The organism is Enterobacter sp. PL_is514, assembly GCF_055816715.1.
This window is the reverse complement of the sequence record NZ_JBVPGN010000027.1, coordinates 83,002-96,391: the sequence shown is the minus strand read 5'-3', so window position 1 is coordinate 96,391 and position 13,390 is coordinate 83,002. Positions and strand designations below refer to the sequence as shown.

The following is a 13,390-nucleotide window of genomic DNA, read 5'->3' as shown; positions in this document are numbered from 1 at the left end:
GATGAAACTACTTATAGTTGAAGACGATCTGTTATTGCAGGAAGGGCTGGCGCTGGGGCTGGCCAATGAAGGGTATGCCCTCGACTGTGCCGGCACCGCAGCGGAGGCGGACGCCCTGATTCAGAGCGGCGAATACAGTCTGGTGATCCTCGATTTGGGCTTGCCTGATAAAGACGGCGCCACGCTGCTCAGCCAGTGGCGACGCCGCGGTATCGCCAACCCGGTGTTGATCCTGACGGCACGCGATGCCATTGAGGATCGCATCACCGGCCTCGATGCAGGCGCAGATGATTACCTGGTGAAGCCTTTTGCGCTTGCGGAGCTGCAGGCTCGGGTGCGAGCGTTGATTCGCCGCTATCAGGGACATAGTGATAACTTACTGACCGACGGCGATATTACGCTGAATCTGCAAACCCAGCAGGTACTGCGCCAGGATCAGGCGGTCGAGGTAACACCAAAAGAGTTCGCCTTGCTTACGCGTCTGATCATGCGCAGCGGGCAAACGGTGCACAGAGAAACGCTCCAGCAGGATATCTACTCCTGGCAGGACGATCCGGGGTCAAATACCCTTGAAGTCCACATTCACAACCTGCGTCGTAAGCTCGGCAAGGACAGAATCAAAACCGTCCGTGGCGTTGGCTATCGCCTGGAGAGCCAGAAATGAACAGCATGCGTCGGCGTTTGATGGTGCTGCTGGCGGTCATTCTGTTATTTTTCCAGCTGATAAGCGTCATCTGGCTGTGGCATGAAAGCCGTGAGCAGATTAGTTTCCTGGTCAGTGAAACGCTGTCAGCAAAAGCGCGTAATAACCATGTCGAGAAAGAGATCCGCGAGGCGATTGCCTCGCTGCTGGTCCCTTCTCTGGTGATGGTCGGTTTTACCCTGCTCTTCTCCTTCTGGGCGGTCACCTGGATCACCCGGCCCCTGAATAAACTGCGTGTCAGCCTGGCTAACCGTTCGGCGGATAACTTAACCCCGCTTCCTATGTATTCCGACATGGAAGAGATCGGCGCGGTGACGACTTCCCTGAACCAGCTCCTCGCCCGGCTGGACAATACCATTCAACAGGAGCGTCTCTTCACTGCAGACGCCGCGCACGAGCTTCGAACGCCTCTTGCCGGTATCCGGCTCCATCTGGAGCTGATGTCGCAGTCTGGTGCGCCACAGGCGGCAACGCTGATTAGCCGTATCGATCAGCTCATGCATACCGTCGAACAGCTGCTGATGCTGGCCCGGGCCGGACAGGCAATGGCGAGCGGCCACTACGAAACCGTAAGCTGGACGGAAAATATCATTGAACCTCTCGGCCTTGGTCATGAAGCCAAAGAGCATACGGTAATTTGGCCCGCTAAAAGCGCGCTCACGGTTCAGGGAGACGCCGTGCTCCTGCGCCTGATGCTGCGCAACCTGCTGGAAAATGCAGGACGCTACAGCCCGGCAGGGACAACGATTACAGTGACGTTAACCGAGGTCGACGGGGGGACGCAGATCAGCGTTATCGATCAGGGCCCAGGGATTGATGAAGCGCACCGGCAGTCCATTACCGAGCCATTCCGCCGTCTTGACCAGCGCTACGGCGGCAGCGGTCTGGGGCTGAGCATCGTGCAGCGCATCGTCCAGCTTCACCACGGCAGGCTCACGCTTGAGAATGGCGCTGAAGGCGGTTTAATCGCCAGCTGCTGGCTGCCTGCGACGCTGGAATAAAAAAAGCCCCCATAATGGGGGCTTTGGACAGATATTAGTGCTTGTAGATGAACTCGACGCCTTCTTCGTCGTCTTCATCCCAGTCATCGTCCCAGTCTTCATCGTCTTCTTCTGCTTCCAGCTCTTCGAGCTGCTGGCGGTGGTAGTCATCCCACATGAATTCGACTTTTTCAGGCTGTTTGGCTTCTTCCGCCTGAACGATTGGGTTCTCAATGATGAAGGTCATCACATCCCAGCACAGATCTTTCACGCCAACCTGGCTTGCCGCAGAGATCAGGTAGTATTTATCTTCCCAACCCATCGCTTCAGCAATGGCTTTCGCTTTTGCTTCCGCTTCGGCTTTGTCCATCAGGTCGATCTTGTTGAAGACCAGCCAGCGTGGTTTATTCGCCAGCTTTTCGCTGTATTTTTCCAGCTCACCGATGATGATGCGGGCGTTTTCAACCGGATCGGAACCATCGATAGGATCGATATCAATGAGGTGCAGCAGTACGCGGCAACGCTCAAGGTGTTTCAGGAAGCGAATACCCAGACCCGCGCCTTCCGCAGCGCCTTCAATCAGACCCGGAATATCGGCAACCACAAAGCTCTTCTCGTTATCCATGCGGACAACGCCCAGGCTTGGTACCAGCGTGGTAAACGGATAGTCCGCCACTTTCGGTTTCGCCGCAGAGACGGCACGAATGAACGTTGATTTACCGGCGTTTGGCATACCCAGCATGCCCACATCTGCCAGAAGCATCAGCTCCAGCTGCAGGTCGCGCTTATCGCCCGGGGTACCCATCGTTTTCTGACGCGGCGTACGGTTAACGGAAGATTTGAAACGGCTGTTACCCAGACCGTGCCAGCCGCCTTTCGCTACCATCAGGCGCTGACCGTGTTTGGTCATGTCACCCATGGTTTCACCGGTTCCCTGGTCAATCACACGCGTACCGACCGGAACCTTAATGGTGACGTCTTTACCGCGTTTCCCGGTACAGTCACGGCTCTGGCCGTTCTGGCCACGTTCAGCGCGGAAGGATTTTTCGAAACGGTAGTCGATCAGCGTGTTGAGGTTCTCATCCGCCTCCAGCCACACGTCACCACCATCCCCACCGTCGCCGCCATCAGGGCCGCCACGAGGGATATACTTTTCACGGCGGAAGCTCACGCAACCGTTGCCGCCATCACCAGCCACGACCAGAATCGTCGCTTCATCAACAAACTTCATTTTACTCTCCGTAACTCATTCGCCTGAGCGGGGGACTACTACAACCGCTTCATTTTTGCGCCAACGTCCCCAAAGACGATGACCAATGGCGGAATACATCGCGCCCGCAACCACGACAAACGCACCGAGATAGCCCAACAGGTTGAGCATCGGTCTGACGAAGACATCGGGCCAGGCCATTGATAACAAATCTGAAAATAACAGCGTAAACAGCGGAGTAAGCGTAATTAACGCGCTCACCTGTGCTGCCTGCCAGCGCGCCATCGCTTCGGCCAGCGCGCCATAACCGACCAGCGTGTTCAGCCCACAAAAAATGAGGCACGCCAGTTGCCAGTCGCTAAGCTGAGTAATCACACCCGGCTTCGCTAATGGCAGCAATGCTATTGTACACAAAGTGTACAGCAAAAAGAGGATCTGCTGTGAGGCAAGTCGACGCAATAACACCTTTTGTGCGACGCCATAGCTCACCCAGACCGTTGCTGCCCCCACACCGAAAATGACACCCCATGTGTAATCCGTCAGGCGGGTAAAAATCTCGATCAGACTGGTGTTGAAGAACATCACCAGACCGCACAGCAGCATGCTCGCCCCGATAATCTGCGTACCGCGCATCTTCTCCTTGAGGATAAAGACGCTGGCGACCATCATGCCCACCGGTGAAAGCTGACCAATCACCTGCGACGCCGTGGGGCTGAGATATTGCAGGGAAGAGCTGAACAGGATGAAGTTACCGAACAGACCGCCCGTCGCGATAGCCAGCAGCACCAGCCAGCGCGGTTTACGGAAGAGCCGCAAGGGTGGAAGCTTACCTTTGACGGCCAGAATGGCCCCGAGGCCAATGCTTGCCATCAGAAAGCGATAAAAGACCACCGTAGGCGGCTCCATCACTTCCAGCACCTGCTTCATTGCAATTGGCAACGCACCCCAGCACATTGCGGTGGTGAGCGCCAAAAGAATTCCTATGCCGGCCTGCTGCTTCATGCCCGTTTTCCCTACAGAAAAAATTACCGGGTTTCCAATGTAAAAAGCCCCGCAACAGGGTGCGGGGCTTTAATCCGTTACCGGACCGAGAAAACCTTACTCAGCAACGATGCTGATGTATTTACGGTTGTTCGGGCCTTTAACTTCAAATTTCACTTTACCGTCTGCTTTAGCAAACAGAGTGTGGTCACGACCGCAACCTACGTTGTTGCCAGCGTGGAATTTGGTACCACGTTGACGAACGATGATGCTACCCGCCAGAACGGATTCGCCACCGAAACGCTTAACGCCCAGGCGTTTAGCTTCTGAATCGCGACCGTTACGTGTGGAGCCGCCAGCCTTTTTATGTGCCATTTAAATCTCTCCTCAGGTCTTAGGCGCTGATGCCAGTAATTTTCACATCAGTGAACCACTGACGGTGGCCCTGCTGCTTACGGTAGTGCTTACGACGACGAAACTTAACGATTTTAACTTTCTCGCCACGACCGTGTGCAACAACTTCAGCTTTGATAACGCCGCCATCAACGAAAGGAACGCCGATTTTGACTTCTTCACCGTTTGCGATCATCAGAACTTCTGCGAACTCAACAGATTCGCCAGTTGCGATGTCCAGCTTTTCCAGGCGAACGGTCTGACCTTCGCTTACTCGGTGTTGTTTACCACCACTTTGGAAAACCGCGTACATATAAACTCCGCTTCCGCGCACATCCTCGTATGATTCAGAGTGCGCTATAAATATTCACAATAGGGCGCGAATATTACGCAAAACGCGAGCCTTTGACAAGTGCTACCGTCAATACATGAAGAAAAAAAACACAACACGTACGGTAACGTTTATCTGAGCCGTTTTTTCAGTACAATCAGCACTACTATTGATAAACCGAAACCCTTCGTTACCCCATTGAAGATGGGATCAACAGGATAAAAAGCCCGGCTTTTGCGATGAATTTAGAAAAAATCAACGAGTTAACCGCGCAAGATATGGCGGGTGTGAATGCAGCAATCCTGGAGCAACTCAACTCTGACGTCCAGTTGATCAATCAGTTGGGCTATTACATTGTCAGCGGCGGTGGTAAACGCATTCGTCCGATGATCGCCATTCTGGCTGCCAGAGCCGTTGGTTATCAGGGAAATGCCCACATCACTATCGCAGCGCTCATCGAATTTATCCACACGGCGACGCTTCTGCACGACGATGTGGTGGATGAATCGGATATGCGTCGTGGCAAAGCCACGGCTAACGCCGCGTTCGGGAACGCAGCCAGCGTACTGGTGGGGGACTTTATCTACACCCGCGCCTTCCAGATGATGACCAGTCTGGGCTCCCTGAAAGTGCTGGAAGTGATGTCCGAAGCCGTAAACGTCATTGCTGAAGGCGAAGTGCTGCAGCTGATGAACGTCAACGACCCGGACATCACCGAAGAAAACTACATGCGCGTGATCTACAGCAAAACCGCGCGCCTGTTTGAAGCGGCGGCCCAGTGTTCCGGCATTCTGGCTGACTGTACCGAAGCACAGGAAAAAGGCCTGCAGGACTATGGTCGCTATCTGGGTACGGCATTCCAGCTGATTGATGATTTGCTGGACTACAGTGCGGACGGCGAGACGCTCGGCAAAAACGTGGGAGATGACCTTAATGAAGGCAAACCGACCCTGCCGCTGCTCCATGCCATGCGTAACGGAACAGCCGAACAGGCGAAAATGATCCGTGAAGCGATTGAGCAGGGAAATGGCCGCCATCTTCTGGAACCTGTGCTGGAAACCATGGCTATCTGCGGATCGCTGGAATGGACGCGGCAGCGTGCGGAAGAAGAAGCCGACAAAGCCATCGAAGCTCTCCAGGTCATTCCCGACAGCCCCTGGCGCGAGGCATTGATAGGTCTTGCCCACATCGCCGTTCAGCGCGACCGTTAACCCTCCTTGTTTCTCCCCGCGACCATGGCGGGGGGATTCCAGAAAAATCCTGTAAATTACGTATTCCTGTAAATCCATCGGTTTAGAGACCGCATGAATAAAGCCATGTCTTATTCTGAATATCCCTTCAAGTAACGCGAACTTTTTAGAACAAAAGCTTGAAATGGGTATATTAACCCCGTCGTTTCAGAAGAAACGGCGTAGGTGAATCCGAACTTAAGGACGGTGTTATGGATACGAAATTTATCGACTGGCACACGGCTGATATTATTGCCGCACTGCGCAAAAGAGGCACTTCACTGGCAGCAGAGTCCCGCCGCCATGGACTGAGTTCTTCAACTCTGGCAAACGCCCTCACCCGCCCCTGGCCCAAGGGAGAATTAATCATCGCGACGGCGCTGGATACGCATCCGTGGGTGATTTGGCCTTCGCGCTACCACGATCCCATCACCCATGAATTTATCGACAGAACACGCATGATTCGCCAGAGAAAGGCAAAAAGAGAACCGCAGGAGTAATGCGTTTTTGACAGGAACAGCAACCCCCCGGTCATTGCTGGCAGGGGGCTGCCTGAACGATTACTCGCCCTTCACACGCTCGATATTGGCACCCAGCGCGCGCAGTTTATCTTCGATACGCTCATAACCACGATCGATGTGATAAATACGATCCACGATCGTTGTGCCTTCCGCGATACAACCCGCCAGCACCAGGCTTGCAGACGCACGCAGATCGGTTGCCATCACCTGAGCACCTGACAGTTTCTCAACGCCATGGCAAATCACGGTATTACTTTCGATCTCAGCATGCGCACCCATACGGATCAGCTCCGGTACGTGCATAAAGCGGTTTTCGAAAATGGTTTCTGTGATGAAGCCAGTACCTTCGGCGACCAGGTTCAACAGGGTGAACTGCGCCTGCATGTCCGTTGGGAACGCCGGATGCGGTGCCGTCCGCACATTGACCGCTTTTGGACGCTGGCCGTGCATATCAAGGCTGATCCAGTCTTCACCGATTTCGATATCCGCACCCGCATCGCGCAGTTTCGCCAGCACCGCATCCAGGGTATCGGGCTGCGCGTTGCGACAAACAATCTTACCGCCAGAGATCGCGGCAGCGACCAGGAAGGTACCGGTTTCGATACGGTCCGGCAGAACGCGATAAACACCACCGCCCAGACGCTCAACGCCTTCGATGGTGATACGGTCGGTACCCTGACCGGTGATCTTCGCACCCAGCGCCACGAGGAAGTTGGCGGTATCCACAATTTCCGGTTCGCGCGCGGCGTTTTCGATGATAGTGGTCCCTTCTGCCAGCGTCGCCGCAGACATAATGGTCACCGTTGCGCCCACGCTCACTTTGTCCATGACAATGTGCGCGCCTTTCAGACGACCATTGACGGACGCTTTAACGTAGCCTTCTTCCAGCTTGATCTCTGCGCCCAGTTTTTCCAGACCAAAGATGTGCAGGTCAACCGGACGCGCACCGATAGCGCAGCCGCCCGGCAGAGAGACCTGACCCTGACCAAAACGCGCCACGAGTGGGCCAAGCGCCCAGATGGATGCACGCATGGTTTTCACCAGATCGTAAGGGGCAGAGAAGTTGTTCACCTTGCTGGCGTCGATCCAGACGGAACCGTTACGCTCGACTTTCGTGCCCAACTGGGTGAGCAGCTTCATGGTGGTATCGATATCTTTCAGCTTCGGTACGTTCTGAATTTCTACCGGCTCTTCCGCGAGCAGCGCAGCAAAGAGGATTGGCAGCGCGGCGTTTTTCGCGCCAGAAATTGTGACTTCGCCCTGGAGACGCGTTGGCCCCTGTACACGAAATTTATCCATTGTGTGCTCTCTTATAAATTCAACCGTGCTGCGGGCCTGTCGCCCTCAGCTCAAAAACCGTTTAGTTTGCGATCGCGTGCCCACTCTTGCGGGGTGAACGCTTTAATCGACAGGGCGTGGATGCGGTTATCCGCAATATATTCCATCAGCGGCGCGTACACAGCCTGCTGTTTCTTCACACGGCTCATACCGTCGAACATCTCACCCACAGCAATAACCTGGAAGTGACTGCCATCGCCAGTGACGTGGGCTTCCTGAAGGGAGAGTGCATTCATCAGCACTGTCTGGATTTCATGATTTTCCATGGGTTCTTAATCATCTGATAGTGAAAACAAGCCCAACATCTTAGAGCAAAGTGGCGTCGTCTTAAACAAGCAAAAAGCCCCGACGATGAAACTGTCAGGGCTTTCGGAAGTAACGCACTGAAAATATTAACGAGGCAATACGTCCTGAGGCAGATTGTAGAGCTGCGCCAGGGTAACGACATTATCGCTCGCGCCGCGAAGCGTGACGCTCGCCCCCTGCTTTTTCCCTACCGCAACCAGATGGGCAAGCAGCGCAACGCCTGCCGTATCGACCCGTGTGATGTCGGTTAAGTCAATAAGCGTCACGCCCTGCATAGCCTCATGGCGTTTATCCCATAAGGGGTTCAGCAGATCCTGATCCAGCTCACCGGACAGCTTTAATGTCTCGCCTTCACGCGACCAGCTGAGTTGCTGTGACATTACTTCTTCTCGTCCAACGTGATTTTCTGACGAGCAATGGACTGCAGCTGCGCGGTCAGGCCATCAATACCCTTAGTGCGCAGCAGGTCACTCCACTCGTTCTGTTTGGTGGTGATCATGCTTACTCCTTCGGCGATCATGTCATACGCCTGCCAGTGGCCGGTCTGGCTGTTTTTACGCCACTGGAAATCCAGACGAACCGGCGGACGGCCGTTAGGATCGTTGATCGTTACGCGGATAGGCACGATGGTCGCATCACCCAGCGGCTGCTCAGGCGCAATCTGATAGGTCTGACCGTGGTACATCGCCAGCGCCTGGCCATAAGCCTGTTTCAGGTATTCACGGAACGCGGCAAAGTAGGCCTCACGCTGCGCAGGGGTCGCGTCTTTGTAATAACGTCCCAGCACCAGCGCACCCGCATATTTTATCTGCACATACGGCAGCAGTTCCTGGTCAACGACTTCACGCAGATAATCAGGATTAGCACGAATTTTAGGCTGTTCGTTTGTAAGACGGTCGAAGGTCTTCTTCGCCGCTTCGTCCATCAGTTTGTACGGGTTACTCTGATCCGCAGCGTGGGCGGCGGTAAGAGGGGCGATGACCAGCATGGCAACCATTAACAGTCGTTTAAACATGAATGACTTCTCCTGAAATTAATTCGCAGCACCAGGTGTCGGTGCGGCGTCGGTATGCTCTTCGCTCTGCGCAGGGGCTGCATCGGATTTTTTCTCATCCCCTTTGCTGTTGTAAAGGAACTGACCAATCATATCCTCCAGAACCATCGCGGATTTCGTATCCTGAATGACGCTACCGTCTTTAAGGATAGTCGTTCCCAGCTCGGGGTCTTCAAAACCGACGTTAAGCGCCAGATATTGTTCACCCAGCAGGCCGGAAGTACGGATAGAAAGGGAACTGGTGTCCGGGATATGGTTATAACGCTCTTCGATATCCATCGCGACGCGTGGCAGATAGGTTTTCTCATCGAGCGTAATGTCCGTTACGCGTCCGATCACCACGCCGCCAATACGGACCGGTGAACGCGCCTTCAGCCCGCCGATGTTATCGAAGGTGGCATAGATGCGATACGTCGGCTCGGTGCGCACAGACGTAATATCCGCCGCTCTCAGGCAGATGAACAGCGCGGCCAGCAGCGCCAAAAGCAGGAATACACCGACCCAAATTTCATTTTTTCTCGTTTGCATGAACTCAATTCCCAAACATCAGTGCGGTGAGCACAAAATCCAGACCCAGTACGGCCAGCGACGAATGTACGACGGTACGTGTAGTTGCACGGCTAATGCCCGCCGACGTCGGGATGGCATCGTAACCATTGAACAATGCAATCCACGTGACCGTAATGGCAAATACCACGCTTTTAATCAGGCAGTTAACCAGATCCATTCGCAGGTCAATGGCGTCCTGCATCGCGGACCAGAAGAAACCGGCATCAATGCCTTTCCAGTGCACGCCAACCAGCGAACCGCCCCAGATACCCACGGCGACAAACAGAATAGTCAGTAACGGTAAAGAGATCACCCCAGCCCAGAAACGCGGCGAGATCACGCGACGTAGCGGATCGACCGCCATCATCTCCATGCTGGAGAGCTGCTCGGTCGCACGCATCAGGCCAATTTCTGCCGTTAATGCTGACCCCGCACGCCCGGCGAACAACAGCGCCGCCACAACCGGCCCCAGTTCTCGCAGCAGCGAGAGTGCCACCAGCATCCCGAGGCTGGTTTCCGCACTGTAGGTTGTCAGAACAAGATAGCCCTGTAGCCCAAGCACCATACCGATAAAAAGACCGGAGACAATGATGATGAGCATCGACAGCACGCCGACATTATAAAGCTGCCGCACCAGCAGCGGTGCGTGCTTACGGAATTCCGGCTTGCCGACCAGCGCGTTGAATAACATCAATCCGGCACGCCCGAACGTCCTGATGGTTTTTATGCCACGGTGTCCGAGAGCGGCCAACGCATTTAACAGCATGAGTGGCTTAACTCCCTATTCCCAGTAAATCGTCACGATAGTCGCCCGCCGGGTAGCGGAACGGCACAGGGCCATCGGCAATACCGTCGAGGAACTGCCGCACGCGCGGATCGCAATTCTCCTGCAGCGCCTGGGCGCTACCGTGCGCGACGATCTTTTTGTCCGCCACGATATAGGCGTAATCGGCAATGCTCAATACTTCCGGTACATCGTGAGATACCACAATGCAGGTGACGCCAAGCGCACTGTTCAGTTCAGAGATGAGCTTCACCAGCACGCCCATCGTGATGGGATCCTGTCCAACGAACGGTTCGTCAAACATGATTAAATCAGGTTCGAGTGCAATGGCTCGCGCCAGCGCGGCGCGGCGCGCCATCCCCCCGGATAGCTCTGAAGGCATCAGTTTCGCGGCGCCCCGCAAACCGACGGCTTCAAGCTTCATCATCACCGTGCTTTTCAGCAGTTCAGGCGGCAGGCTGGTATGCTCGCGCAGCGGATAGGCCACGTTATCAAAGACATTCATGTCGGTGAACAAGGCTCCAGACTGAAAGAGCATGCTCATGCGTTTGCGGACAGTATACAGGCGCGAGCGTGACATCTCCGGGATGTTTTCGCCATCAAAGAGAATTTCACCGCTATCCGGTGGGATCTGCCCACCAATAAGGCGCAACAGGGTCGTTTTACCGATCCCGGACGGCCCCATTATGGCAGTGATCTTGCCACGCGGTACGGTCAACGAAATATCATCAAATATCAATCTGTTGGCGCGAGAAAAACTCACACCGCGAACATCGACTAAATTCGCCATCGTTTGGCTCATTTATGGTTCCTTTATTACCCTGCTCACATTAAGGCATGCTGCCTGAATCAGCCCTCAACTCCGCATTTTTACAGAATAATAGCCGTTGAGGTTAGCGAAAGCTGGCATTTGTTTTACTTTTCCGGCGCATAAAGTCAAAATTAGGAATTCGTTACGCCTCAGACTGTATGCAGTCCAGCCATTTCCGCGCGATGGACCGACGAGTATACCTGAAGAAAGGACTTTTGATGCTTTTAGCAACAGCACTGTTAATAATTGGTTTACTTTTGGTGGTCTACAGTGCTGACCGTTTAGTGTTTGCTGCATCTATCCTGTGTCGCCTGACGGGCGTACCGCCTGTCGTCATCGGGATGACCGTGGTCAGTGTTGGAACGTCACTTCCTGAAATCATCGTCTCTGTCTCGGCATCGCTGCATGGCCAGTTAGACCTGGCAGTCGGCACTGCGATTGGCTCTAACATCGTCAATATACTCTTGATTTTAGGCCTGGCGGCACTGCTCCATCCATTTCGCGTGCATTCTGATGTTCTGCGCCGTGAATTGCCGCTAATGTTAATCGTAAGTCTGCTGGCAGGGTGCGTATTTTACGATGGTGTACTGAGCTACAGCGACGGCATTTTCTTGCTGGCGCTGGCCGTTATTTGGCTGCTGTATAGTGTTAAAATCGCCCGTCTGGCTGAAAAGCAGGGCCAGGATAGCCTCACGCGTGAGCAGGTCGCCGAACTTCCGCGAGAAGGCACGCTGCCTGTTGCCCTGCTGTGGCTTGGTGTTGCGCTGATCATCATGCCGATGGCAACGCGTATGGTCGTGGATAACGCGACGGTGCTGGCGAACTATTTCGCCATCAGTGAACTGACCATTGGCCTGACGGTGATTGCCATCGGTACCAGCCTGCCGGAGCTGGCCACGGCCATTGCGGGGGCACGCAAAGGTGAGGATGACATTGCCATTGGTAATATCATCGGTTCCAACATATTTAATATCGCCATTGTGATGGGGCTGCCGGCCCTGATTACGCCAGGGCCCTTTAATCCCCTGGCGTTCTCACGCGACTACGGCGTGATGTTATTGGTCAGCGTGATATTTGCCCTGCTCTGCTGGCGGCGGCAACGACAGATCGGCAAAGGCGCAGGCGCGCTGCTGACGGGTGGATTTATCGTATGGATGGCGATGCTGTACTGGCTCTCGCCTCTTCTCTCTGGGTAACGGAAACGCATTATGTCGCAAATAGAATTGCAGCCGGGTTTTGACTTTCAGAAAGCAGGCAAAGACGTTCTGGAGATTGAACGTGAAGGTCTGGCGCAGTTAGATCAGTACATTAATCAGGATTTTAGTCTGGCATGTGAGAAGATATTCTACTGTGCCGGCAAAGTCGTGGTGATGGGGATGGGTAAGTCCGGCCACATTGGACGCAAAATGGCGGCAACCTTTGCCAGCACCGGCACCTCGTCCTTCTTTGTGCACCCGGGGGAAGCCGCGCATGGCGACCTGGGTATGGTCACGCCGCAGGATATCGTCATCGCGCTCTCCAACTCCGGTGAGTCCAATGAGATCCTGGCGTTGATTCCGGTACTGAAGCGCCTGCAGGTGCCGCTTATTTGCATGACCAGCCGTCCGGAAAGCAGCATGGCGCGTGCGGCCGACATTCACCTGTGCGTGAAAGTGCCCAAGGAGGCCTGTCCGCTCGGCCTGGCGCCGACGTCCAGCACCACCGCCGCGCTGGTCATGGGTGATGCGCTTGCCGTCGCGCTGCTCGAAGCCCGTGGTTTTACGCCGGAAGATTTCGCGCTTTCCCACCCGGGCGGTGCGCTGGGGCGCAAGCTGCTGCTTCGGGTAAACGATATTATGCACACCGGGGATGAGATCCCTCACGTCAGTAAAGAAGCCTCCCTGCGTGATGCGCTGCTGGAAATCACCCGCAAGAATCTGGGGATGACGGTCGTGTGCGACGATCTGATGAAAATTCAGGGGATCTTCACCGATGGCGACCTGCGTCGCGTGTTCGACATGGGTGTCGATGTCCGCACGCTCGGCATTGCCGACGTGATGACGCCAGGCGGTATCCGCGTGCGTCCGGGTACGCTGGCCGTGGATGTGCTGAACCTGATGCAGTCCCGCCATATCACCTCCGTTATGGTTGCCGATGGCGACCAGTTGCTGGGTGTGGTACATATGCATGATCTGCTGCGCGCAGGCGTAGTGTAATGAAG

At 54.8% G+C, this 13,390-nt stretch carries 17 protein-coding genes; 6 read left to right on the top strand and 11 right to left on the bottom strand.

Going from position 1 to position 13,390, the window contains the following annotated elements:
- The first annotated feature begins 1 nt into the window (after window position 1).
- Both pmrA and pmrB read left to right on the top strand, forming a co-directional pair.
- Window positions 2-664, top strand: a complete 663-nt coding sequence (gene pmrA, locus AC0TNG_RS04525; RefSeq protein ID WP_024906362.1) for a two-component system response regulator PmrA — start codon at window positions 2-4, stop codon at window positions 662-664.
- The gene (gene pmrB / locus AC0TNG_RS04520) at window positions 661-1,704 is read left to right on the top strand and encodes a two-component system sensor histidine kinase PmrB (protein WP_024906361.1); all 1,044 of its coding nucleotides are present in this window, start codon (window positions 661-663) and stop codon (window positions 1,702-1,704) included. Before pmrA ends, pmrB begins: the two co-directional genes overlap by 4 nt.
- Window positions 1,705-1,738: 34 nt before the next feature.
- Here the strand turns inward: pmrB and cgtA are convergent, their stop codons facing one another.
- From cgtA to rplU, 4 genes are all read right to left on the bottom strand, one after another.
- A complete protein-coding gene (gene cgtA, locus AC0TNG_RS04515; RefSeq protein WP_023333597.1) occupies window positions 1,739-2,914 on the bottom strand; it encodes an Obg family GTPase CgtA in 1,176 nt (391 codons plus the stop codon).
- A 15-nt stretch (window positions 2,915-2,929) separates the two neighbouring features.
- The gene (locus AC0TNG_RS04510) at window positions 2,930-3,895 is read right to left on the bottom strand and encodes a DMT family transporter (protein ID WP_014833443.1); all 966 of its coding nucleotides are present in this window, start codon (window positions 3,893-3,895) and stop codon (window positions 2,930-2,932) included.
- Between the two features lie 96 nt (window positions 3,896-3,991).
- Window positions 3,992-4,249 carry a 50S ribosomal protein L27 gene (gene rpmA / locus AC0TNG_RS04505; RefSeq protein WP_004385076.1) on the bottom strand — a complete coding sequence of 86 codons (258 nt, stop codon included), beginning with the start codon at window positions 4,247-4,249 and terminating at the stop codon, window positions 3,992-3,994.
- A gap of 19 nt (window positions 4,250-4,268) precedes the next feature.
- Window positions 4,269-4,580, bottom strand: a complete 312-nt coding sequence (gene rplU, locus AC0TNG_RS04500; RefSeq protein WP_003025032.1) for a 50S ribosomal protein L21 — start codon at window positions 4,578-4,580, stop codon at window positions 4,269-4,271.
- 257 nt (window positions 4,581-4,837) lie between these two features.
- Between rplU and ispB the strand changes: the two genes are divergently transcribed.
- Together ispB and sfsB are read left to right on the top strand one after the other, a co-directional pair.
- On the top strand, window positions 4,838-5,809 hold the full coding sequence (gene ispB / locus AC0TNG_RS04495) for an octaprenyl diphosphate synthase (RefSeq protein ID WP_048989794.1): 972 nt from the start codon (window positions 4,838-4,840) through the stop codon (window positions 5,807-5,809).
- A gap of 230 nt (window positions 5,810-6,039) precedes the next feature.
- A complete protein-coding gene (sfsB, locus tag AC0TNG_RS04490; protein ID WP_032650388.1) occupies window positions 6,040-6,327 on the top strand; it encodes a DNA-binding transcriptional regulator SfsB in 288 nt (95 codons plus the stop codon).
- A gap of 60 nt (window positions 6,328-6,387) precedes the next feature.
- Here sfsB and murA read toward each other — a convergent pair whose 3' ends face one another.
- From murA to mlaF, 7 genes are all read right to left on the bottom strand, one after another.
- The gene (gene murA, locus AC0TNG_RS04485) at window positions 6,388-7,647 is read right to left on the bottom strand and encodes a UDP-N-acetylglucosamine 1-carboxyvinyltransferase (RefSeq protein WP_024906358.1); all 1,260 of its coding nucleotides are present in this window, start codon (window positions 7,645-7,647) and stop codon (window positions 6,388-6,390) included.
- A gap of 50 nt (window positions 7,648-7,697) precedes the next feature.
- Window positions 7,698-7,952 (bottom strand): BolA family iron metabolism protein IbaG, encoded by a 255-nt coding sequence (gene ibaG / locus AC0TNG_RS04480; protein WP_008501458.1) that lies wholly within the window; start codon window positions 7,950-7,952, stop codon window positions 7,698-7,700.
- A gap of 126 nt (window positions 7,953-8,078) precedes the next feature.
- Complete coding sequence (gene mlaB / locus AC0TNG_RS04475; RefSeq protein ID WP_024906357.1) at window positions 8,079-8,372, bottom strand: lipid asymmetry maintenance protein MlaB; 294 nt, start codon at window positions 8,370-8,372, stop codon at window positions 8,079-8,081.
- Window positions 8,372-9,007, bottom strand: a complete 636-nt coding sequence (gene mlaC, locus AC0TNG_RS04470) for a phospholipid-binding protein MlaC (protein ID WP_148770239.1) — start codon at window positions 9,005-9,007, stop codon at window positions 8,372-8,374. Before mlaC ends, mlaB begins: the two co-directional genes overlap by 1 nt.
- A gap of 18 nt (window positions 9,008-9,025) precedes the next feature.
- Window positions 9,026-9,574 (bottom strand): outer membrane lipid asymmetry maintenance protein MlaD, encoded by a 549-nt coding sequence (gene mlaD, locus AC0TNG_RS04465; RefSeq protein ID WP_024906355.1) that lies wholly within the window; start codon window positions 9,572-9,574, stop codon window positions 9,026-9,028.
- A 4-nt stretch (window positions 9,575-9,578) separates the two neighbouring features.
- Window positions 9,579-10,361, bottom strand: coding sequence for a lipid asymmetry maintenance ABC transporter permease subunit MlaE (mlaE, locus tag AC0TNG_RS04460; protein WP_010436044.1), 783 nt, complete (start codon window positions 10,359-10,361; stop codon window positions 9,579-9,581).
- A 7-nt stretch (window positions 10,362-10,368) separates the two neighbouring features.
- Window positions 10,369-11,181: a phospholipid ABC transporter ATP-binding protein MlaF gene (gene mlaF / locus AC0TNG_RS04455; protein ID WP_024906354.1), complete on the bottom strand. Its 813-nt coding sequence runs from the start codon at window positions 11,179-11,181 to the stop codon at window positions 10,369-10,371.
- 227 nt (window positions 11,182-11,408) lie between these two features.
- On the opposite strand from mlaF, the gene AC0TNG_RS04450 reads away from it, so the two are divergent.
- Both AC0TNG_RS04450 and kdsD read left to right on the top strand, forming a co-directional pair.
- The gene (locus AC0TNG_RS04450) at window positions 11,409-12,386 is read left to right on the top strand and encodes a calcium/sodium antiporter (protein WP_023309354.1); all 978 of its coding nucleotides are present in this window, start codon (window positions 11,409-11,411) and stop codon (window positions 12,384-12,386) included.
- A gap of 12 nt (window positions 12,387-12,398) precedes the next feature.
- The gene (gene kdsD / locus AC0TNG_RS04445; protein ID WP_008501450.1) at window positions 12,399-13,385 is read left to right on the top strand and encodes an arabinose-5-phosphate isomerase KdsD; all 987 of its coding nucleotides are present in this window, start codon (window positions 12,399-12,401) and stop codon (window positions 13,383-13,385) included.
- The last annotated feature ends 5 nt before the right edge of the window (window positions 13,386-13,390 follow it).